Genomic DNA, 22649 nt, shown 5'->3' with positions numbered 1-22649 from the left:
GCAGCGCTCGCGAGTCACTCGGGGAGGGACGGATGCCGCTCCTGGGGCGAGTGATGGCGGGGGATGAACAGGGCCACGAGCAGCGCGACGAGCGCCGCCCCACCGCCGAGCAGGAACGAGATGTGGAACGCCGCCGGGTCGGGAACCGGCACACCGTCGATCTCGACCGCGAAGGTCGCCAGCACCGCGCCGACCACGGCGGCGGCGGTGCTGGTGCCGAGCGAGCGGAAGAGGGCGTTGAGACCATTCGACGCGCCCGTCTCGGACTGGGGCACTGAGCGCATGATGAGCATCGGCATCGCGGCGTACCCGAACCCGATGCCGAAGCCGATGCCGATGTTCGCGACGAGGATCTGCCACACCTCGCTCGAGAACAGGAGCGTGAAGGCGTAGGTGGCAACCAGTGCGATGGCGCCGACCACCAGGAGCAGCTTGGGCCCGACCGTGCGCGCGAGCTGGCCCGAGAACGGCGAGAGCACCATCATCACGAGGCCCGCCGGCATGACGATGAGGCTCGCGGCCACGAGCGACAGGCCGAAGCCGCCGGCCGCGGCCGGCAGCTCGAGCATCTGCGGGTAGATCACGTTCGACGCGAACAGCGAGAAGCCGAACGCGATCGAGGCGAGGTTCGTGAGCAGCACCGGGCGGCGTGCGGCGACACGGAGATCGAGGAGCGGATCGGTGATGCGCAGCTCGTACCAGCCCCACAGCAGCAGCACGGCGAGACCGCCGAGGCCGCAGGCGAGCACAGCGGGAGAGGTCCAGCCCCACTCGTTGCCGCGCGACACCGCGAGGAGCACGCCGACGAGGCCGACCGCGAGGCCGAGGGTGCCGACGTAGTCGAACTTCCCGCCCGTGCGCAGGGCGCTCACCGGCACGATCCACAGCACGAGCGCGAACACGACAGCACCGAGCGCCGCCGACACCCAGAACAGCACGTGCCAGTCACTGCGTTCGGTGATGAACGCGCTGATCGGCAGGCCGAGCGCGCCGCCCACGCCCAGCGTCGCGCTGATCAGCGCGATGGCCGAGTCGACCCTGTCTTCGTGCAGCACGTCGCGCAGGATCGAGATGCCGAGCGGGATCACGCCGGTCACGGCGCCCTGCAGCGTCCGGCCGATGATCACGCCGACGATGCCGGTGGATGCCGCGGCGATGACGGATCCCGCCACCAGCAGCGCGAGCAGCACGAGGACGATGCGGCGCTTGCCGTACATGTCGCCGAGGCGCCCGGCGATCGGCGTCATCACGGCGGCCGCGAGAAGGGTCGAGGTCACGACCCAGGCGGTGTCGTCGCGGCTCGCGTTCAGGAGTTCCGGGAGCTTCGACTGGATCGGCACGACCAGCGTGAACATGAACGACGACGCGAGCCCCGCGATCGCCAGGACCGCCACGATGGCGCCCTGGCGGGGCATCCGGGTGAGTCTTCTTCTCGCGTCTTCGTCACCCGTACCCATCAGTTCAGGCTATCTCGGGCTGCAGGCACCGGGCCCTGCCCCCGCCCGGTCGTTGAGCGAGCTTGCGAGTCGAAACGCGAAGACGAGATGCGCGAGCGGCGGAGTACCGTGAGCACATGGCCGAGACCGTGACGCCGCCCGGCATCGACATCCGCTTCCTCGACACCGTCGAGGAGGTGCACCGCGCATCGGCCGTCCTCGCCGAGGTGTGGGGCGGCGACCGCGGCGGCATGCCGCCGAACCTGCTGCGCGCCCTGGCCCACGCCGGCAACTATGCGGTCGGTCTCTACGACGAGGACCGCATGGTCGGGGCATCCGTCGCCTTCTTCGCGGAGCCCGCCGCGCGCTCGATGCACAGCCACATCACCGGGGTCCTGCCCGACCACCAGGCGCAGGGGCTCGGCCGCGTGCTGAAGCGGCACCAGCAGGAGTGGGGGCTCGAGCGCGGCGTCGGGCACATCACGTGGACCTTCGACCCGCTCGTCGCCCGCAATGCCCACTTCAACCTGCGCGTGCTCGGCACCCGGGTCACCGAGTACCTCGTGAACCACTACGGACCCATGGACGACGGCGTCAACCGCGGCGACGAGACCGACCGGATCATGGTGTCGTGGGCGCTCGCCGCGCCTCCGGTTCCCACGCCCGACGACGAGCGTGTGGTCGCATCGGTCGAGATCCCGCACGACATCGAGACCCTCCGCCGAGAGACACCGGTGGATGCCGCGGTCTGGCGCGCGCACGTGCGCGAGCAGCTCGTCGCGCACCTGGCCGAGGGCCTCGTCATCGGCGGCTTCGACGACGACCGCGGGTACCTGCTGGTCCGGCCCTGACTGCTCCCCGGGGTCGCGGGTCGGATCGCCCGGCCGCACGTCGGCGTCGTCGCGGATGTCGATGCGGGTGAGGCCCCCACGATGGGTGACGTCGATGCGCGGGTCCGCGTCGGACCCCACCGCGTTCGGCGCCGAGGTCAGCTGATCGCGCCGCTTCTCCTCATCGGTCATGCCGGTGTGCCGTCGGCCTCGTTCTTGCGGTCCATCGTCATCCGACGGAGCGATCCTGCCGAGTCGCACGGATCGCCTGCCATTGTGCGGCTCACTCCGCTGGCTGACGGATGCTGCGCCCCTAGGCTGACCGCCATGCCCGAGTACCGCGCCCACTTCGACTTCGACATCCGTTTCGCGAACGGCGGCGGCCTCGCCGGCACGGGGTTCCGGCTCGACCTTCCGGGCGCCGATGCGTCCGAGGACGAGATCGCCCGGCTGCTGATCGCGCACCTCGGGCTCGCGCTCGTCGACGAGGTGGAGCTCCGAGGCCTGCGCATCGTCGAGGAGCCGCATCGCGGGAGCAGGGGAGTGGATGCCGCGCCCTCGGCGACCAGCGGGACGCGCGTCGTGGATCTCAGCCACCCGATCCGTGCCGGGCTCGTGACCTACCCGGGCCTTCCTGCCCCGACGATCACGCCCCACCTCACCCGAGAGGACTCGCGCGCCCGCTACGCTCCCGGCACCGAGTTCGCGATGGATGTCATCCACATGATCGGCAACACGGGCACGTACCTCGACTCCCCGTTCCACCGGTACGCCGACGGCAGTGATCTGGCGGGCCTCGACCTGTCGTCGCTCGTGGGCCTGCGCGCCGAGGTGTTCCACCTCGAGGATGCGTGGCATGCCTCGCGCCGCGGCATCCGCTCATCCACACTCGCCGATCGCGACGTGCGTGGCGCGGCCGTCCTGCTGCACACCGGGTGGGACCGCTGGTTCGGTCAGCCCGAGTATGGGGTAGGCGCGCCGTTCCTGACGGGCGAGGCGGCGCAGTGGCTCGTCGACGCCGGCGCGGTGCTCGTCGGGATCGACTCGGTGAACATCGACGACACCGAGTCGGGCGGAGAACGGCCGGCGCACTCGCTGCTGCTCGGTGCCGGCGTGCACGTGGTGGAGCACCTGGCGAACCTCGGTTCGCTGCCGCCGCGCGGCGCCCGCTTCACCGCCGCACCGCCCGCGGTCGAGGGCTTCGGCACCTTCCCGGTGCGCGCCTTCGCCGAACTCCCCATCTGACCTTCGAAGCTGATTCGCAAGACCGTTCACCTGTCGCAAAGTGCTGGCTCGCGCGGCACGTCGTGACGGGTGAACAGAGGGCGCCGGGATGTCGGAACCCCGGCGTACCGTGACGGACAGGTAGGCAGACGGACGTATCAGCGCACACGCCCGCCGCTCTTCTCACACGAACCGAGGAGAAGAAGCAATGCGCGAGCACATCGAGACTCTGATCGTCGCTCTCAGCGACGCACTGCGGGGAACGGCGCACCCGCCGGCAGAACCGCGTCGCCGGCGGCCGCGGGTCGCCCGGTCGACGTACGTCCCGGTCCTCCGAGACGGCGCGACCGCGCGCTTCGCGCACTGACCGCCTCGCTCCGGCGGCGGCCGGGCGTACGCTGAGCGCATGCCCATCGCCCGCCCGGCAGCATCCGTCACCCTTGAAGGATTCGAGCTGCGGGTGCTGCACCTGCCGCTCGTCGCTCCGTTCACCACGTCTTTCGGCACCGAGACGGTGCGCGAGGTCATCGTCGTCCGGGCGCTCACCGCGGACGGCGACGGCTGGGGCGAGATCGTCACGCAGGCCGATCCGCTGTACTCGAGCGAGTACACGCAGGGCGCGTGGGACGTCGCGCTGCGCTTCCTCGCCCCGGCGCTCCTCGACCGCGAGCACCTCGCGCCGGAGGAGGTGGCGAAGACCCTCGAACCGTTCAAGGGTCATCGCATGGCCAAGGCCGGACTCGAGCTCGCCGTGCTCGACGCCGCGCTCCGCGCCGAGGGGCGCAGCTTCGCCGAGTACGCCGGGGCCGTGCGCGATCGGGTGCCGAGCGGGGTGTCGGTCGGCATCCAGCGCGATCCCGCCGCGCTCGTCGAGAACGTGCGCGGCTACCTCGACGAGGGCTACGTGCGCATCAAGATCAAGATCAAGCCCGGTCGCGACGTCGCCGACACGGCCGCGGTGCGCGATGCCTTCGGGGCGATCCCGCTGCAGGTCGACGCGAACTCCGCCTTCACGATGGCGGATGCCGACACCTTGGCCGAGCTCGACCGCTTCGACCTCCTCCTCATCGAGCAACCGCTGCAGGAGGACGACCTCGTCGACCACGCGACGCTGGCGAAGCGCCTGCGCACCCCGGTGTGCCTGGACGAATCGATCGTGTCCGACAAGGCGGCGGCCGACGCGCTCGCGCTGGGCTCGGCATCCGTCATCAACATCAAGGCGGGCCGCATCGGCGGGTACCTCGAGGCGGTCAGGATCCATGACCGCTGCCTCGCGGCCGGCGTGCCGGTGTGGTGCGGCGGCATGCTCGAGACGGGCATCGGCCGCGCGGCCAACGCGGCGCTCGCGGCGCTCCCGGGCTTCACTCTGCCCGGCGACGTGTCGGCTTCGAGCCGGTTCTACACGCGCGACATCGTCACCGAGCCGGCGGTGCTCGAAGACGGGCACGTGCGCGTACCGATCGGCCACGGGCTCGGCGTCGACATCGACCCCGTCGCGCTCGAGGACTTCACCGTCGCGCGCGAGACCCTCACGCGGTAGCCGCCGGGACGTTTGCGGATGCCGTGGCGTGACGCACCCCCGCGGGTCACCGCGATCCTCGTCTGCGCCATCGTGCTCACCGGCTGCGCGGCGACGCCTTCCCCGCCCGAGCCGGCACCGACGCCGGCACCGACGCCGGCGCTCACGGTCGAGCTGCACCAGCTGCGCTCCGACGTCGCACCCCGCCAGGCGCAGGTGCGGATCTCGAACGCCTCCGACACCGCGGTGACCGTGGGCGATGTCCACGTGGAGGACCCCCGCTTCGACGGCACGGCCCAGCGCGTGATCGCCGGTCGCGCGAGCACCATCCCCGCCGGAGGCTCCGCCGACATCCGCGTCCAGCTCCCCGAGGTCGAGTGCTCGGTGCCCGACGACGGGGAGGCCGAGGCGGTGATCGAGATCGTCTCGGACTCCGGCCGCACCGAGGCGACGGCATCCGCTCCTGACCCGCTCGGCTTCGTCGCCGCGCTGCACGCCCGCGAGTGCCTGCTCGAGCGGGTGACGGATGCTGCGGCCCTGGCCTTCACCGGATTCACCCCGTCACCGTCGGGCGAGCCAGCCGCGCTCGAGCTGACCGTCACCCCGACCGGGAAGGCCGAGGCGACCCTGGTCGGAGTCGAGCGCACGAACCTGCTCGACTTCGACGGCCTGTCCGCGGACCAGGACCTGTACCGCCTCGACCTCCACGTGACGGCGGACGACGCCGACCCCGTCGTGGTTCAGCTGCCCCTCACGCCGACCCGCTGCGACCCGCACGCGGTGCAGGAGGACAAGCGCGGCACGATCTTCCCGCTGCGCATCGAGGTAGACGGCGAGCCCGGCGAGGTCGAGCTCTTCGTCGGCGAGGAGATGCGCGGCAAGATCCTGACCTGGGTCGGCGCCTGGTGCGGCTTCGGCGGCTGATCCCTGCGTTGACGCCGGCCCTGGCGCGTTTCGACTCGCTCGTTCCTCGCTCGCTCAACGAGAGGGGGCAAAGGCCACGTATCGGTCGTTAGCGGAGCGCGCTCTGGCGCGCGAAGTCGACACGCCCCGGGCTCGGCGCAGAGCGCGAAGCGGCCGGCCGCCCGAGGGCGACCGGCCGCGTCTGCGTGATCCGGGCTACTTCACCGTGACCGTGATGGACTTCGAGCTGGTGGCTCCGGCGGCGTTCGCGAACTCGGCGACGTACATGTACGTGCCTGGTGCGCGTCCCGCGACGGCGGTCGAGGCCTGCTGCGCGTTCGGGGAAGCGGCGGTGAGGGACTGCTGGTCGATCACCGTGCCGTTCTCGAACAGGCGGTAGGTCGTGCCGTTGGTGCCCCACCACAGGTTGGCCGTCACCGTGTAGTTGCCGTCCTTGTCCCAGTTGTCGTGCGAGAGGACGGGCGTGGCGGGCGCGGCATCCTTCACCTTCACGGTCACCGAGGTGGTCGCGGTGGTGCCCTTCGCGTTGATCAGCTCGCCCGTGTACACGTAGGTGCCGTTGGGCTTGCCCGACACGTCGACGGTCGACAGCTGCGCCTTCGGCGAGTTCGCGTCGAGCAGCTTCGTCGAGATGAGCGTGCCGTTCTCGTACAGCTTGTACACCGCGCCGTTGACCCCCGACCAGAGGTTCATCGACACCGTGAACGTGCCGTCGTGCAGGCCGTCCTCCCAGCCCGAGTTCGTCGACAGCGCACCGCGGCCAGGGGCCGCCGTCGCGCCTTCGTCGTCGAACACCAGCAGCTGCACCGAGGCGGCCGTGACGAGGCCGTCGTGGTTGACCGCGTTCACGGTGAGCGTGTGCACGCCTACCTTGTCGGCGAGGGCGATCTGCTGTCCCGGCGCGACCGGCACGCCGTCGAACGCGATGTCGAGGTTGCGGACGCCCGACTCGGGGTCGTCCGCGCTCACCGCCACCGTGAACGTCGCCGTGCTCGGCAGCAGCGTGCCGTCGGCCGGGACTCCGGAGAGCACCGGGGCTGTAGCATCCGTCGCTCCCGAAGGGTCACCGGTGACCGCGATGCGCGGCGCCTCAGGCAGATCCATCCCGTCGCCGAGGAAGAACGAGGTCTGCGGCGGCTGGTTGTAGCCGGTGTTCTGCCACGCGACCGACAGGCGGTAGACCGGGTCGTGCATCAGCGTGCGGATGCGCAGGTCGGTCTCGGCGGTGGTCGCGTAGATCCGCAGCTCGGTCGAGTCCGCCGAACGCCACGCGATCTCCTCACGCCAGTCGCCGAACAGGTCGGCCTGCAGGTTCGGTGTTCCCTTCGTCGAGTTGTTCGACCGGGCGCCGTCGGCCTTCACGATCACGTCGGCGGACTCGGTCTCCCAGTTCCACTTGGCGATCGTCGGCACGCCCTGTGACGTGGTGGCGTCCCAGTCGTGGTCGACGATCTCGCGGAGCGGGTCGCCGTCGAACCACGCGAGGAAGTTCGCCGCAGGGATCTTCTCGCCGATGAGCTCGCCCGTGGACGACTTCAACTGCCCGACCGGCGAGTTCCACGCCGCGTCGCCGCCGATGGCCCATCCCTCGGACCCTTCGTGGCGCGGGTCGATGTCGCCCGACGCGGCGCGACCGGTGTCCTTCACCGCGGGGATGTCCCACAGGATCTCGCCGGTGCGCGCGTCGCGCATGGTCGCGCCGCGGTTGCCCGCCGCACCCATCTCCTCGTGGGCCGCGAACACCTCGAGGCCCGGGTTCGAGGGCACGAGATCCGACACGTGGATCGCGTCGCCGTGGCCGAGACCGGTCGAGTAGAGCAGCTCCCCATCGTCGTCGACCGTCGCCGAGCCGAAGACGATCTCGTCCTTCGAGTCGCCGTCGACGTCCGCGACCGACAGGTTGTGGTTGCCCTCCCCGTAGAAGCCCTCGTTGCCGTCGTCGTTCGAGTCGAGCACCCACCGCTGGATGAGCTGCGAGCCGTCGAAGTCGTACGCCGCCATCACCGCGCGGGTGTAGTACCCACGGCTGAAGACCGCGCTCGGGTGCTCGCCGTCGAGGTAGGCCGTCGCCGCGAGGAACCGGTCGACCCGGTTGCCATACGCGTCGCCCCAGGCCCCGACATCACCGCGGGCGGGCACGTAGTCGACGGTGTCGATCGCGGCGCCGGTGAGGCCGTTGAACACCGTGAGGTACTCCGGCCCGGTCAGCACGTAGCCCGAGCTGTTGCGGTGGTCGGCGCTGGCGTTCCCGATCGGCTGGCCGACGCCGTCGATCGTGCCGTCGCCGGTCTTCATGATGACCTCGGCCCGGCCGTCGCCGTCGTAGTCGTACACCTGGAACTGCGTGTAGTGCGCTCCCGCCCGGATGTTCACCCCCAGGTCGATGCGCCACAGCCGCGTGCCGTCGAGCCGGTAGGCGTCGAGGTACACGTTGCCGGTGTAGCCGGCCTGCGAGTTGTCCTTCGCATTCGACGGGTCCCACTTCACGAGCAGCTCGTACTGGCCGTCACCGTCCACGTCGCCCACGCTGGTGTCGTTGGCGGAGTACGTGTACGGCTGGCCGTCCTTGCTGTACGCGTCGGCCGGCTTGTCGAGCGGCACCGCCCGGTACGCGCCGGTCTGCACGCCGAACGAGACCGTCTCAGTGGTCTCGACGTCGTCCAGCACGGTGGTGATGAAGTAGACGGATGCTGCGCCCCCGGCCTCGTCGAGATAGTTCGTCGAGTCGGTGACCGGCGTGGAGGTGATCCGCGTGCCGTCGCGGTAGACGTGGAAGGCGACGCTGTCGGGATCGGTGCCGAGCATGCGCCACGACACCAGGTTGCCCGCATCCGTCGACACCGCCGCCGGGGCACGGTCGAGGTACTCGGCCTGCCGCTGCAGCACCGTCACCGCCTCGGTCCCGAGCTGTGCCGAGGCCGCGCCGGCGCCGCCTGCGTTCACCGCGACGACCGTGTAGAAGTACGGGATCGTGGTGAGCACGTCGGTGTCGGTGTAGCGGCCCGCGTCGGCCACGCCGATCAGCTCGCCGCGCTCGCCCTCCACCTCGGATCGGAACACCAGGGAGTACAGCGCGCCGAGCGGCTGCGCCCACGAGAACTCCACCGAGCGCTTCTCGATGCTCTCGACCGCGAGCCCCGACGGTGTCGCCGGCGGCGCGACATCGGCCTCGACGAACGAGACCTCGACGGTGCCCGAGGGCACCGACTCGAGCTTCGTCTGGTCGACGGCGGTCACGTGGTACGCGTAGTCGAGCCCGACGCGGGCGGTCGTGTCGACGAACGCCGGCTCGCTCACCGCGGCGACGAGCACCGGCTTCGCGTCGAAGGGCGAGGTCCGGTAGACGTTCCACGTCAGGCCGGGCTCGGCGTCCCACGCCAGCGACACGCTCGGTGCTGCCGGGTCGGCGTTCACATCGGCGACCTCGAGGCCCACCGGCCCGAGCAGGATCGGCGTGATCTCGAGGCCGTTGAGGCGCGTCCCCGCCGCGGCGCCGTACGCCTCGACGTTCAGCTGCCCGTCGGTGACGAGGTACGGTCCGCGCAGCGTCGAGTTGACGCTGCCCGTGCCGGCGTTGCCGGTGCCGGCCTCCTTGCCCTCGATGCGGAAGCTCGTGCGGGTCGAGCCGATCCAGTCGCCGGAGTACGTCTTCACCGAGTAGGTGCCGTTGGGCACGTCCAGGGCGAAGGTCGAGCTGTCGCCCGGCAGCACGAAGTCGCGGACGAGGTCGTTCGAGCCGGTGGCGGCGCCGCGGTCACGGCCGGCGTTCGCAGCGAGCGTGTTGAGGAACCCGTATCCCCGCTCGGCCGTGTAGGCCGTGTTCGGGTTGACCTCGGTGTAGCCCGCCATGAGCGGGTTGCCCGCCAGCTGGAAGTCGTACTTGTACAGCGCCTGCTTCGTCGTGAACGTCACGGCGGCACTCGGGGCGGACTCGCCGCGCCCGTTCACCGCGACGACGCGGTACCGGTAGCCGGTGCCCTCGGCGAGGCCCTGCACGATCGAGCTGGTCTGCGTCACCATGCCCACGAGCGTCCACTCGGGCGCGGCGTCGGCGACGGCCTGCCGGTAGATCTTGTAGATGTCGGCCGTCGGCGAGGCGTCCCACTGCAACGTCGCGCCGCCGTTGCTGATCGCGCCGGCCACCACGTTCTGCGGGGCCGCGGGCACGTCGGCGGGTGGTGCGACGTCGGCGACCTTCGCGGCGAGGGGGGAGTCGAGGTCGGCGACGTCCTGCGCGATGAGCCGTGCCATCTGGATGGCGCCGTACTCCTGGAAGTGCGTGTCGTCGACGATGCCGGCCGGCCGGTTCGGGAAGATGCCCGGATCGACGTGCAGGAACACGGCCTTCGCCGCCTCCGGGCCGATCTCGTTCAGGTACGCGCGGCTGGACGCCGACAGGTCGACGAGCAGCACGTCCTCCTCGGCCGCGAGCTCCTTCATCTTGTCGACGTATTCGGGGAAGCTCACGTTGAAGAGGCCGGTCGCCGCGTCGAAGCTGCGCCGCGAGACGGGCGTGACGAGGATCGGGGTCGCGCCGCGCTGGCGCGCGCCCTCGACGTAGACCTGCAGGTACTCCTTGTAGTCCGCGGGGCTGGCGTATCGGTCGTCGACGCCCTGCGTCGCGTCGTTGTGCCCGAACTGCACGAAGAGGTAGTCGCCGGGACGGATGCTGCGCAGCACCTCGTCGAGACGGCCCTGCGTGATGAAGTTCTTGGACGAGCGGCCGCCGATGGCGTGGTTGGCGAAGGCGATGTCGTCGGCGAAGAACCGGTCGATCATCTGGCCCCAGCCGGCCTGCGGTGCGTAGGCGATCGGATCGTAGGTCTGCACGGTCGAGTCGCCCGTGATGAACGCCGTCGAGATGGCCCCGGCGACACGCGCTGGCAGGCGTGTGATCGTCAGGGCGTTGACGGCGGGCGCGTCGCCCGCGAACTGCAGGGTCAGCGTGCCGTCGACGAGGGCGATCGTGAACGACATGTCGAGGTACGCGCCCGCGGCCTGCGGGTTCGCCAGGACCTTCGCGATGCTCTCGGCCGTCACGGTCGTCGTGGTCGGCGCCTCTGCGTCGCCCGACACGAGGCGCACCGAGTAGTCGCCGGCGCCGAGGTCGACCTCGAAGGTCGAGCCCGCTGCCGCGACGAAGTCGCCGCGCAGGGGGTCGTCGCCACCGCGGTCGACGTCGGGCGTCGCCGTGCTCGGCGCGGTCGAGAAGCCGTAGCCCCACTCCGCGTTGTACGCCGTCGACGACGTCACCGACAGTGCGCCCTCGGCCACCTGGCCCGGACCGAAGTCGAACGTCACCACGTCGCCCGCGGGAAGCGGGGCCGGAGCGGTGTAGATGTTCGAGGTGACCGGTGCCGAGGCCGGCGAGGCACCCGCCTGGTTGCGCGCGCTGACGCGGTAGGTCCACTGCTGCGCCGTGTCGGCAGCATCCGTGTATCCGGGCGTCGCGACCGTCGCGAGCACGGAGAAGACACCGTCGGCGCCGGCGCGCTCGACGACGTACTCGTCGCCGTTCGCGACAGCCGACCACGACAGCACGACCGCGTCGCGCGTGACCTGCGCGACGGCGAGGTCGCCCGGCGCCGCGGGGGCGACGAGCTCGGGGATGACGCCCGATCGCACCTCCGCGGAGGGGGCGGAGGTCACGCCGTCGTCATTGACGGCCACGACCGCGTAGGCGTACGAGGCGCCCTCGGCGACCGAGGTGTCGCTGTAGGAGGGGTCGGTCGTCTCGGCGATCCGAGCGAACTCGCCCGTGGTGTCGTTCGCCACGGCTGCGCGGAGCACGTGGTACGTCGTGGCGCCCTCGACAGCGGCCCACGTCAGGTCGACGCCGTTCCAGGCGACGCGGGTCGTGGCGAGCTCGGCGGGCGCGTCGGGCACGATGGGGGCGACGACGAGGCCGTTGACGTACGCGCCGAGACCCGAGCCGGTGAAGCCGACCGTGAGCTGGCCGTCGGTGACGGTCGTGCTGAACGTCGCCGTGGTGTGGAGGCCGCGCGCCGAGGTCATGCGCGTCTGGGCGACGCCTTCGAGGGTCACGGTGGCGTTCGTGCCCGACGCAGAGCTCAGACCGTCGCCGATCGTCACGGTGACCTCGTAGTCGCCCTCGGGGACGCCGTCGAGCTGGAAGCCCCAGTTCGTGCCGGCGACGAAGTCGTCCTCCATCGGGCCGACAGGGGAGCCGTCGGTGCTGCGATCGCGGTCGAACAGCGTGGCGCCCTCGGGGACGGTGACGCCCCAGCCTGCCTCGGCGGTATACAGCGACGTCGTCCGCACCTGCTGCCAGCCTTCGGCGACGGCGCCTGTCGCGGTGCCGAAGTCGAATCGCCAGGCGCCGTCTTCGGCCGCGGGGAGCAGGGCCGCGGCGGGGGTCGCGGTGATGAGCGCCGCGACCACGGCGGTGGCGCCGGCGATCGCGGTGAGTCGAAGCCCGCGGCGGGGTGCGCGGGCGGTGGGGGCGTGAGGTGCAGGTCGCCACACGTGGGGCACGGTTCCTCCTGTTGTCAGCATCGGCAAAGGATGACGGCGCACACCGCGGCGTCGCGGCATCCGTCGTCTGTGAACCGGGCGCGTACGGACTCGAGCCCTGTCCGGTGGATCGCGACGGGGTCGCGGTCCGATTTTGTTGTCGACCGCACGGAAAGCGTTTCCCGTGCGCGGTCGCTCGCAGTCTGGCACGGCGTCGCGTCGTGAGGCAAGAACTTCGTGAAACGTTTTTACGAGGTGACCGGCACGCCTTGCGCAGCCGGCGTCCGATGCCCTAAGGTTCCCGGCGAGCGCTTTCCCAACCCCCGTCGCCGATACGTATACGGACCGTGTCGGCGGCGGGCTCGACGCGATTGCCGACGTCGGACCCCGCGGCGCGCTGCGTGAGGACCGACCCGGCGCAAGAAGCGGGGAAGTCCCTGCTGCCGGCGGGACGCGCGCCACTAGGCTGGCGCCATGTCCGCGCGCGTGCTCGACATCGTGCCGGCGCCACCGACGGCGGATGGCAGGCACGAGCAGGGGGCGGACCCATGAGCGAGTATCCCGACATCTCGGACCACGGGCTGATCGGCGACCTGCAGACCGCCGCGCTCGTCGACACCGAGGGGTCGATCGACTGGTTCTGCGCGCCGCGGTTCGACTCGCCGAGCGTGTTCGGGTCGCTCCTGGACGCGCGGCGCGGCGGCTTCTGCCGCGTGCGCCCCGAGACCGACGATTACGTGACTCGGCAGCTGTATCTTCCTGACACGGCCATCCTGCTCACTCGGTTCATGACTCAGGAGGGCGTCGGCGAGGTCCTCGACTTCATGCCCATCGCGGGCGACGAACCGACCGATCGGCACCGCATCGCGCGTCTCATCCGCGTCGTCCGGGGGTCCATGACGTTCGTCGGCGAGATCAGGCCCGCGTTCACGTACGGGACCGTCGCGCACACCGGCGTCGAACCGGCGCTCGGCGACGGGGTGCTGTTCCGGGGCGGGGATCAGTCGCTCACCGTGCACCGCGTCGGCGAGATCATCCGCCGCGGCGAGCAGCAGGCGGGCACGATCGAACTGGTCGAAGGCGGACTGCGCGTCCACGGCACGCTGCACGCCGGCGAGCGCACGGGCGTGCTCATCGAGACGGGCGGCGCCGCGCCGCGTCGCGTCTCGATCGATGAGCTCGAGCGGATGTATCTCGAGACCCAGCGCTTCTGGCGCGACTGGGTGGGACGCTCGACGTATCGGGGCCGCTGGCGCGAGATGGTGCACCGATCGGCCATCACGCTGAAGCTCCTCACCTATGCGCCCTCCGGCGCCCTGGTCGCCGCTCCCACGGCGGGCCTGCCCGAGCAGGTCGGGGGCGAGCGCAACTGGGATTACCGCTACACCTGGATCCGCGACGCATCGTTCTCGGTGCAGGCCCTGCTCGGCTTGGGCTACCGCGACGAGGCGGAGGCCTTCGTGCAGTGGCTCACCGACCGGGTGCAGGAGAGCGCGGGCGACGAGTCCGGCCCGCTCAAGATCATGTATCGCGTCGACGGAACGTCCGATCTCGCAGAGACGACATTGCCGCAGTGGCGCGGCTATCGCGACTCGTCGCCGGTGCGCATCGGCAACGGCGCGGCCGACCAGCTGCAGCTCGACATCTACGGCGAGGCGATGGACTCCATCCGGCTCGCCGCCGAGCACGGCTTCCATCTCAGCGACGGCGAATGGTCCGACGTGAGCCGCATGCTCGACTGGGTCTGCGACAACTGGGATCAGCCCGAGGAGGGGGTCTGGGAGACCCGCGGTGGACGGAAGAAGTTCACGTTCGGGCGCTTCATGTGCTGGGTGGCGCTGGATCGCGGCATCCGTCTCGCCGAATCCGGCGGCCGACCCGCCGACATCGTGCGATGGCGCGGCCAGCGCGATGAGGTCTACCGGAAGCTCATGGCCACGTCGTGGGATGCCGATCGCGGTGCCTTCGTGCAGCACGAGGGGAGCGACGTGCTGGATTCCGCGAACCTCATCATGCCGGTCATGGGCGTCGTCTCACCGCGCGACCCGAAGTGGCTCTCGACTCTCGAGGCGATGGAGGCGGAGCTCGTGTCGGACAGCCTCGTGTACCGCTACAACCCGGCCGCGTCGCCCGATGGGCTGCGCGGCTCGGAGGGCACCTTCACGCTCTGCTCGTTCTGGTACGTCGACGCGCTCACGCGCACGGGACGCACCGAAGAAGCACGCCTGACATTCGAGAAGATGCTCACGTATGCCAACCACCTGGGGCTCTACGCCGAGGAGATCGGGCTGACCGGTGAGCAGCTGGGCAACTTCCCCCAGGCGTTCAGCCACCTGTCGCTCATCAACGCGGCGGTGAACCTCGACCGGCAGCTCGATCTTTGACATCGCCGGATGCCGCGATTCGCGGCATCCGCACCATCGTGTATTCGCGCAGAGCCCGCGGAGCGCCCTGGTTAGGCTGGCGCCATGGCTCACAGTGGCGCCGCGCCCGCAGACCCCGTCGCGACATCTCGCGGCATCTCACGCCGGACGCAGTCCGAGATCTACCGCGCCGGCATCAGCGGCACCCGGCCTCGTGTGCCCGTCGACACCGACGCCCTCGAGACCGCGGCGCGCAAGGCGCTGAGCGCCGAGGCGTTCGCCTATATCGCCGGCGGAGCGGGCGCCGAGCGCACCGTCGCCGCGAACCGCGCCGCCTTCGGCCGGTGGCAGGTGTGGCCGAGGCCGCTGCGGGATGTGTCGGCGCGCGACCTGTCGATCGACTTCCTCGGCGTCCGCCGTGCGACCCCGCTCCTGCTCGCCCCGCTCGGGGTCATGGAGATGGCCCACGCCGACGCCGACCTCGCGGTGGCACGGGCCGCGGCCTCCCTCGGCGTGCCGTACACGCTCTCGAACCAGGCGTCCTTCCCGATGGAGGAGATCGCCGCGGCGGCTCCCGACGGATCGCGGCTGTTCCAGCTCTACTGGTCGGCCTCCGACGAGCTCAACGCGTCGCTGCTCGGCCGGGCCGAAGCATCCGGGTGCGAAGCCGTCGTCGTGACGCTCGACACCCACCTGCTCGGCTGGCGCACGCGCGACCTCGACCTCGCCTACCTGCCGTTCACCCGCGCCATGGGCATCGCGCAGTACTCGAGCGACCCCGTCTTCCAGCAGCTGGTGCGCGAGCGGTCGCGGGGGACGGATGCTGCTGCCGACGCTGCACCGCCCGTCAAGGTCACCCCGAAAGCGGTCGCCGCGGGAGTGCGCATCGCGCGCAAGGGCGCGGCGCTCACGGGGACGAGCAGTGTGCGCGAGAACCTGCGCTCGCCGCTGCCGCGCGCGGCGGTGGAGACGTTCCTCGACGTGTTCTCGACTCCCGCGCTCACGTGGGACGACCTCGCAAAGGCCCGGCGGTGGACGTCGCTGCCGATCATCCTGAAGGGCATCGTCCATCCCGACGACGCGATCCGCGCCCTCGACGCCGGCGTCGACGGCATCTGGATCTCGAACCACGGCGGGCGCCAGATCGACCAGTCCGTGCCGACTCTCGAGGTGCTGCCCACGATCGCCGAGCGCGTCGCCGGGCGCGTGCCGATCGTGTTCGATTCCGGCGTACGGCAGGGCTCCGACGTGTTCATCGCGCTCGCGCTCGGCGCGACCGCGGTCGCGCTCGGGCGCCCTTACGCCTACGGCCTCGGCATCGCCGGCGAGACCGGCGTGCGCGAGGTGGTGCGCAACGTGCTCGCCGAGCTCGACATCACGCTGGGGCTGTCGGGCCACAGCTCGATCGCCGACGTGGGTCGCGACGCCCTGCGTGAGGCCTGATCCCGCGCCAGGGAAGGTTCCCGGCGTCTGTGCGGGCCGACCGCTGAGCCTTAGGCTTCTGCCATGGCCGCACGAAGCCGGCGCTCGCCTGCCGACAGTTCGCCCCTCGCCCGGATCCGACCGCGTCTCTCCGCCGGTGGGGCGCTGCTGATCGCCTCGGCGATCGCGCTCACCGGGTGCTTCGGAGCCGACCCCGTGACCGAGGGACGGGGCGACGGCGACTTCGCCGACGACGGCTGCACGAGTGTCGTCGTCGCGACCTCGTCCGAGAAGGTCAACATGCTCGACGCGCTGGCCGACGCCTTCAAGGAGTCGTCCCAGCACGCTGAGCTCGCCGAGTGTGCGACGGTGCACCCGATCAACGTCTCGTCGGGCGACGCGACCCGCTTCCTGACGGCGGGCGGCGACTGGCCCGACGACGACACGCGCCGCTGGCCGGCGATGTGGTCGCCCGCGTCGACCGTCTGGACCGATCGGGTCGCGGCCGCAGCATCCGCTTCCCTCGTCGGCGAGCCCGAATCGTTCACCCACACGCCGGTCGTGTTCGGCGTTCCCGAGACGATGGCCAAGGCGCTCGGCTACCCGGCGTCGCCGATCGGCATCTCCGACTTCGAGGCGCTCTGCCAGGACCCCGAGGGCTGGGCGAGCGTCGGCAAGCCGCTGTGGGGATCGTTCAAGATCTCGAAGACGAACCCCAACACCTCGACGACCGGGCTCTCGGCGATCCTGATGCAGTCGTACGAGGCCGCCGGCAAGTCCGCCGACCTCACCGCGGACGACGTGGCCGCGGCCGCGGAGTTCTCGCGCGTGTTCGAGGAGTGCGTGATCCACTACGGCGACACGACCGGCAAGGTCCTGACGCGGCTCTACGACGAGACGCAGAACGGGGCCGGCGGTTCGGGGTACGTCTCGGCGGTCGCGCTCGAAGAGACGTCGCTGCTCAACTACAACCAGGGCAACCCCGACTCGCACACGGTCCAGCCGGGCGAGACGCTCACCCCGCCGAAGGAGAAGCTCGTCGCGGTGTACCCGTCGGGCGGCTCGATGTGGTCCGACAATCCGATCACGGTGCTCGGCGCGGACTGGGTCACGCGCGAGCAGGCAGAGGCCGGCGCGGCGTTCGCGGCGTTCCTGCAGACCGATGCGGCGCAGGAGATCCTTCCCGACTACGGCTTCCGCCCGCTGGATGCCTCGGTGCCGCTGGGCGACCTCTTCACGGCCGAGTACGGGGTCGATCCCGCCGGGCCCGCCATCACGTTGCCGAAGCCGGCCGTCGACGTGGTGTCGGCCGCGATCGACCAGTGGACGCAGATCCGCAAGCCGTCGTCGGTGCTCGAGGTGATCGACATCTCGGGCTCGATGGACGAGGCGATCGGCGACGGCCGCTCGAAGCTCGACGGCGCGATCGAGGGCGCGCAGGCCACCCTCGGCCACTTCCGCTCGTCGGACGAGGTCGGGGTATGGGCGTTCACGACCGGCGTGGAGTCGGCGGCCGGCGAGAACATCGTCGTGCTGCGGGACGTGTCCCCGCTGGCGTCCGACCGGGAGTCCGTCGACTCCTCGCTCGACGACCTGCGCTTCGCCCACCGCGACGGCACGCCGCTGTACGACGCGATCGCCGCGGCCTACGACGAGATGGTCGCGCGGGCGCAGCCCGGCCGGATCAACGCGATCGTGCTGCTGTCGGACGGCCAGGACACCGACTCCGAGATCTCGCTGGACTCGCTCGTCGCCAAGATCGGCGCCTCCTCGAAGGAGGGCGGCGACGAGGCCCCGGTGCGCATCTTCCCGATCGCGTACGGCGAGGGCGCCGACACCGGCGCTCTGCAGCGGATCGCCGAGGCGACCGGCGGCCAGTGGTTCGACGCGTCGGACGCCGCGAAGATCGACCTCGTCTTCGCGTCCGTCATCAACAACTTCTGAACGGCGGACGGATGCTGCAGACCTGGGCCGCCGACGGAACCGGCGGCGTCTACGTCGGCGAGGCCGCAGACGCGCTCGCGCAGAACAACGTCTACGTGTCCGACGAGGTGTCGGGGGCGGACGCCCTGCGACAGACGCTGGAGCAGCAGGTGACCGACGAGTCGATCGCCGTCGCGGTGTTCTCCGACAACGCCGCGCTCGAGGCGACGGGGCCAGAGATCGTGACGGAGCTCGCAGGGCTGCCCGGCTACCAGACGATCATCGTCGCGGTCGGCGACGATCTCTCCGCCGGATCCCGCGTGCTCGAGGCCGGCGAAGCGACCCTCATCGCGAACGAGGCCGAGAACTCGGCCGACTCGCTCGAGGGCGCGATCCTGCAGACCGTCGACGGCGTGGTCGCCGCGACCCCCTCCGACTCCGGCCAGGGCGGCGGGGATGCCGGCCTCGCGATCGGCCTGGCGGTCGGAGTCGCGGTGCTGGTCGCGCTCGGCGCCGCGACCTTCACGATGGCGAGGTCGCTCCGTCGCCGCCGCGGCTCGGCGGGCCATCACGCGCCGCTTCCCGACACCGTGCGCCCGCTCGTCGAGCGGCTGCGCGCGCTGAGCGGCGAGTACGCGGCGGCCGGGGCATCCGGAAATCGCGATGCCACCGAGGTGGCGAGCGAGATCGTGACCGTCGCGAACAACACGACCGAGCTCTTCGACCGGCTCGACCGTCAAGGCGACGAGGGGCAGCGCGCCACCGCCGCCGTCGAGTACGGCGAGACGCTGCGCAAGCTCACGGCGGCGCTCGACCGCGATTACCTGCTCGACATCCTGCAGCACCCCGACCTGTGGGACGACCCCGTCGAACGCGTCCGCGAGGTGCGGACCGCGCTGACGTCGTTCTCGACCGAGCTCGTCGAGAACATCAAGCAGGTCAACGCGCGCCGCGGCCTCCACTTCCAGGTGTCGCTCGACGGCCTCATCGGCCGGCGCAAGGAGCTGCAGGAGTGGGATCGCGCGTTCGACCGCGCACAGGATGACACCGGGCCGGGTGGCGCTCAGGGCTCGAGCAGGTAGAACCGGAACGCCGCGAAACCCTCGATCGGCAGCACGGTGACGGCGCTGAAACCCGCCTCCCGCGCGTACCGCTCGAGCGTGGCGGGTCGCATGACGGTGCCGGTGGCGATCGAGCCGGGCGTCGACATCGAATCGGGCAGGCACATCAGGAGGCTGTACCCGTACATCGCGCGCTCGACCTCGTCGCCGCGCGCGGCGAACGTCTCGGCGACGGCCTCGTCCATCACGACGACGATCCCGTCCTGGCGCAGAGCCCGGCGGATCGCCGAGAGCACGCCGATCGGGTCGGGCATGTCGTGCAGCGCCTCGAAGAGGAATGCCGCGTCGTACCGCTCCTCGCCCTGTTCAGCCAGCTGCTCCCCGCGCAGCTCCGAGAAGGTCACGTTCTCGATCCCGGCCGCGTGCTCCCGCGCCGACGCGATCGCCGGCTCGTCGAGGTCGAAGCCGTCGACGATGGCGTCGGGGTAGGCGCGGGCGAGTGCGATGGTCGACCACCCGTGGCCGCACGCGACGTCGGCGATCCCGGCGTCGGGCCGCGAGAGGACGCCGTGCACGGCAGGCACGGCAGCGAGTGCCCCCGCCAGCGCCTGCTCGAACCAGGGCCGGTTGACGTCGCCCTGACCATCGCGGGCGTCGACGCCGAAACGCGCCCATGGCACGCCGCCACCCGAGCGGTAGGCGTCGAGCAGCGCGGGCATCTGGGCTGCGGCCGACACGAAGAGCCTCGCGAACGGTGCGGAGTACGCCAACGAGGCGGGGTCGGTGAGGACTTCGGCCTGCGCGGCCGGCAGGCGGAACGTCGCGTCGCCATCGACTTCGAGGATGCCGGCGACAGCCTGCTGCTCGAGCCACTCCCGGGCGTAGCGCTCGTGCACGCCGGCGCGCGCCGACAGCTCGGCCGACGTCGCGGGCCCCTGCAGGAGCGCCTCGTACAGACCGAGCCGGTCTCCCAGGTAGATCGACAGCAGCTCCATCGCCTCGAGCAGCTGGCCGAACACGCGGCCCCCGAACTCCTCGGCCCCCTGCTCGGTGGTCTTCTCGGTCGCGGTCTCGTCCATGACGGAGCCTCCCCATCGCTGCGTCCGCTCGATGCCGCACATGCTAGGCCGGTCCTGGCCCGCGCGCCAGAGTCCCGGATTCCTCACCGGATCCGTCCGGCGCCGCACGACTAGGATTGACGGATGCCGCGTCAAGCGGCCTCTCGCACCTTCGTGCATCCCCCTCCCGACCATTGGAGCCACCGTGGCCGAGCAGTCTCGCCTCGACAAAGTCATCGCCCTCGCCCGTCATCGCGGGTTCGTGTTCCAAGCGGGTGAGATCTATGGCGGGTCGCGGTCGGCGTGGGACTACGGTCCCCTCGGCACGGAGCTCAAGGAGAACATCCGCCGTCAGTGGTGGCAGACGTTCGTGCGCGGCCGCGGCGACATGGTCGGCCTCGACTCGTCGATCATCCTGCCCAAACGCGTGTGGGAGGCATCCGGTCACGTCGCGACCTTCACCGACCCGCTCGTCGAGTGTCTTCACTGCCACAAGCGCTTCCGTGCCGACAACCTGATCGAGGATTTCGAGGCGCGCAAGGGGCGCAAGGCCGAGAACGGCCTCGCCGACGTCCCCTGCCCCAACTGCGGCACGAAGGGCCAGTACACCGAGCCCAAGGCGTTCTCGGGCCTGGTCAAGACCTACCTCGGCGTCGTCGACGACGAGTCGGGCCTGTACTTCCTGCGACCCGAGACGGCGCAAGGCATCTTCGTCAACTTCTCGAATGTGCTCACCGCCAGCCGCAAGAAGCCCCCGTTCGGCATCGGCCAGGTCGGCAAGGCGTTCCGCAACGAGATCACGCCCGGCAACTTCATCTTCCGCACGCGCGAGTTCGAGCAGATGGAGATCGAGTACTTCGTGCCGCCCGCCGAGGCGCAGGAGTGGTTCGAGCACTGGGTCGACGAGTGCTGGGACTGGTTCGTCGGCCTCGGCATCGACCCCGACAACATGCGCCGCTTCGACGTGCCCGAAGAGGACCGCGCCCACTACTCCGACGGCACGATCGACGTCGAGTACCGCTTCGGCTTCGCCGGCAAGGAGTGGGGCGAGCTCATGGGCGTCGCCAACCGCACCGACTACGACCTCGGCTCGCACTCCGAGGCGTCGGGCCAGTCGCTCACGTACTTCGACCAGGCCTCGGGAGAGAAGTACATCCCGTACGTCATCGAGCCATCGTTCGGCCTCACCCGCGCGATGATGGCGTTCCTCGTCGATGCGTACCACGAGGAGGAGGCGCCGAACGCGAAGGGCGGCACCGACACCCGCACGGTGCTGAAGCTCGACCCGCGCCTGGCTCCCGTGAAGGTCGCCGTGCTCCCGCTGTCCCGCAACGAGCAGCTCTCGCCGATCGCCCGCGAGGTCGCGGAGCAGCTGCGCGGCGACTGGAACATCGACTTCGACGACGCCGGCGCCATCGGCCGCCGCTACCGCCGCCAGGACGAGATCGGCACGCCCTTCTGCGTCACGGTCGACTTCGACTCGCTCGACGACCGCGCCGTCACCGTGCGCGACCGCGACACGATGGGCCAGGAGCGTGTGCCGCTCGACGGCCTGCACGCCTACCTCGCGGAGCGCCTGAAGGGCGCCTGACCTTTCCCGCTCCCTGAGCTTGCCGAAGGGCGGATGCTGCGACCCCGCCGGGTCGCAGCATCCGTCGTTTCCGCCGTTTGCGAGATCAGGAGATCTGGCGGAGGCAGGGCATGTCGGCGTGGATCGTCCTGTCGTCGCCAGATCTCCTGATCCGGGAGACGGATGCCGCGACCCGTCGGGACGCGGCACGTGCGTCGCCTCAGGCGGTTCGGGTCGATGAGCCGGCCGAGACGAGCCCGCGCCACACGGCGGTGATGGTGGCGGCGGTGGCGTCCTGCCAGGGAAAGCCGTCGAGCAGGTCGTCGGTCGCGAGCGTCGCCACGCCGTGGACTGCCGCAAAGGCGACGACGGCGGCTTCCTCGGCCGCGCCCGGCGGCAGTTCGCCCGCCTCCTGCGCGGCGGTGATGAGCGCAACGAGCGCGGGCATCGCGACGTGGCTGACCTCTATCAGTTCGGCGGACGCCGCCTCGTGGTGCTTCGCGGTGTACATCGTGCGCAGGATCGCGGGGTGCCGCACGGCGAAGCTCACATAGGCGTCGCCGGCGGCGTGGAACCGGTCGGCGAACGGTGCATCGCCCGACACCGCTGCGCCGAGCGCGGCGTTGAGGCGTGCGAACCCCTCGACCGCAAGGGCATCGAGGAGTGCCTGCTTGTCGCGGAAGTGGCGAGCGGATGCCCCGTGGCTGACCCCGACGTCACGTGCGAGCTGCCGCAGCGACAGGGCGTCGGCGCCCTCTGCGTCGACGGCGTCCCATGCACGCTCAAGGAGCGCGGCGCGCAGGTTGCCGTGGTGGTAAGTACGCTCCGTCACGTTCCCACCTTAG

The 22649-nt window shown here is 70.8% G+C and carries 14 protein-coding genes; 10 read left to right on the top strand and 4 right to left on the bottom strand.

Annotation, left to right across the window (positions count from 1 at the left end):
* Positions 1-14 precede the first annotated feature (14 nt).
* Positions 15-1415 carry an MFS transporter gene (locus tag ACEYYH_RS19670; protein WP_374975978.1) on the bottom strand — a complete coding sequence of 467 codons (1401 nt, stop codon included), beginning with the start codon at positions 1413-1415 and terminating at the stop codon, positions 15-17.
* 158 nt (positions 1416-1573) lie between these two features.
* Between ACEYYH_RS19670 and ACEYYH_RS19665 the strand changes: the two genes are divergently transcribed.
* The 5 genes from ACEYYH_RS19665 to ACEYYH_RS19645 all read left to right on the top strand — a co-directional run bounded on the left by ACEYYH_RS19665 (position 1574) and on the right by ACEYYH_RS19645 (position 5933).
* Positions 1574-2287 carry a GNAT family N-acetyltransferase gene (locus tag ACEYYH_RS19665; RefSeq protein WP_374975977.1) on the top strand — a complete coding sequence of 238 codons (714 nt, stop codon included), beginning with the start codon at positions 1574-1576 and terminating at the stop codon, positions 2285-2287.
* A 306-nt stretch (positions 2288-2593) separates the two neighbouring features.
* Entirely contained in the window at positions 2594-3511 is a 918-nt protein-coding gene (locus ACEYYH_RS19660) for a cyclase family protein (protein ID WP_374975976.1), read from the top strand.
* Positions 3512-3698: 187 nt separating this feature from the next.
* The gene (locus ACEYYH_RS19655; protein ID WP_374975975.1) at positions 3699-3857 is read left to right on the top strand and encodes a hypothetical protein; all 159 of its coding nucleotides are present in this window, start codon (positions 3699-3701) and stop codon (positions 3855-3857) included.
* Positions 3858-3896: 39 nt separating this feature from the next.
* Positions 3897-5030, top strand: coding sequence for an o-succinylbenzoate synthase (menC, locus tag ACEYYH_RS19650; RefSeq protein ID WP_374975974.1), 1134 nt, complete (start codon positions 3897-3899; stop codon positions 5028-5030).
* 18 nt (positions 5031-5048) lie between these two features.
* Positions 5049-5933, top strand: coding sequence for a hypothetical protein (locus ACEYYH_RS19645; RefSeq protein ID WP_374975973.1), 885 nt, complete (start codon positions 5049-5051; stop codon positions 5931-5933).
* A gap of 195 nt (positions 5934-6128) precedes the next feature.
* Here ACEYYH_RS19645 and ACEYYH_RS19640 read toward each other — a convergent pair whose 3' ends face one another.
* Positions 6129-12449 carry a fibronectin type III domain-containing protein gene (locus ACEYYH_RS19640; protein WP_374975972.1) on the bottom strand — a complete coding sequence of 2107 codons (6321 nt, stop codon included), beginning with the start codon at positions 12447-12449 and terminating at the stop codon, positions 6129-6131.
* Positions 12450-12955: 506 nt separating this feature from the next.
* Between ACEYYH_RS19640 and ACEYYH_RS19635 the strand changes: the two genes are divergently transcribed.
* From ACEYYH_RS19635 to ACEYYH_RS19620, 4 genes are all read left to right on the top strand, one after another.
* Complete coding sequence (locus ACEYYH_RS19635) at positions 12956-14791, top strand: glycoside hydrolase family 15 protein (protein WP_374975971.1); 1836 nt, start codon at positions 12956-12958, stop codon at positions 14789-14791.
* A gap of 84 nt (positions 14792-14875) precedes the next feature.
* Positions 14876-16213 (top strand): alpha-hydroxy-acid oxidizing protein, encoded by a 1338-nt coding sequence (locus ACEYYH_RS19630; protein ID WP_374975970.1) that lies wholly within the window; start codon positions 14876-14878, stop codon positions 16211-16213.
* Between the two features lie 63 nt (positions 16214-16276).
* Positions 16277-18136 carry a substrate-binding domain-containing protein gene (locus ACEYYH_RS19625; RefSeq protein ID WP_374975969.1) on the top strand — a complete coding sequence of 620 codons (1860 nt, stop codon included), beginning with the start codon at positions 16277-16279 and terminating at the stop codon, positions 18134-18136.
* An 11-nt stretch (positions 18137-18147) separates the two neighbouring features.
* The gene (locus ACEYYH_RS19620; RefSeq protein ID WP_374975968.1) at positions 18148-19197 is read left to right on the top strand and encodes a hypothetical protein; all 1050 of its coding nucleotides are present in this window, start codon (positions 18148-18150) and stop codon (positions 19195-19197) included.
* On the opposite strand, the gene ACEYYH_RS19615 is transcribed toward ACEYYH_RS19620, so the two are convergent.
* Complete coding sequence (locus ACEYYH_RS19615) at positions 19179-20255, bottom strand: class I SAM-dependent methyltransferase (protein WP_374975967.1); 1077 nt, start codon at positions 20253-20255, stop codon at positions 19179-19181. The two genes, ACEYYH_RS19620 and ACEYYH_RS19615, sit on opposite strands and share 19 nt — an antisense overlap.
* A 184-nt stretch (positions 20256-20439) precedes the next feature.
* Here ACEYYH_RS19615 and ACEYYH_RS19610 point away from each other — a divergent pair, with 184 nt between their 5' ends.
* On the top strand, positions 20440-21825 hold the full coding sequence (locus tag ACEYYH_RS19610) for a glycine--tRNA ligase (protein WP_116195491.1): 1386 nt from the start codon (positions 20440-20442) through the stop codon (positions 21823-21825).
* A gap of 199 nt (positions 21826-22024) precedes the next feature.
* Here the strand turns inward: ACEYYH_RS19610 and ACEYYH_RS19605 are convergent, their stop codons facing one another.
* Complete coding sequence (locus ACEYYH_RS19605) at positions 22025-22636, bottom strand: TetR/AcrR family transcriptional regulator (RefSeq protein ID WP_374975966.1); 612 nt, start codon at positions 22634-22636, stop codon at positions 22025-22027.
* Positions 22637-22649: the final 13 nt, after the last annotated feature.

Origin of the sequence: Microbacterium trichothecenolyticum (genome assembly GCF_041938625.1) — a bacterium.
Lineage (GTDB): Bacteria > Actinomycetota > Actinomycetes > Actinomycetales > Microbacteriaceae > Microbacterium > Microbacterium trichothecenolyticum_D.
This window is presented reverse-complemented; position numbering and strand designations above follow the sequence as displayed.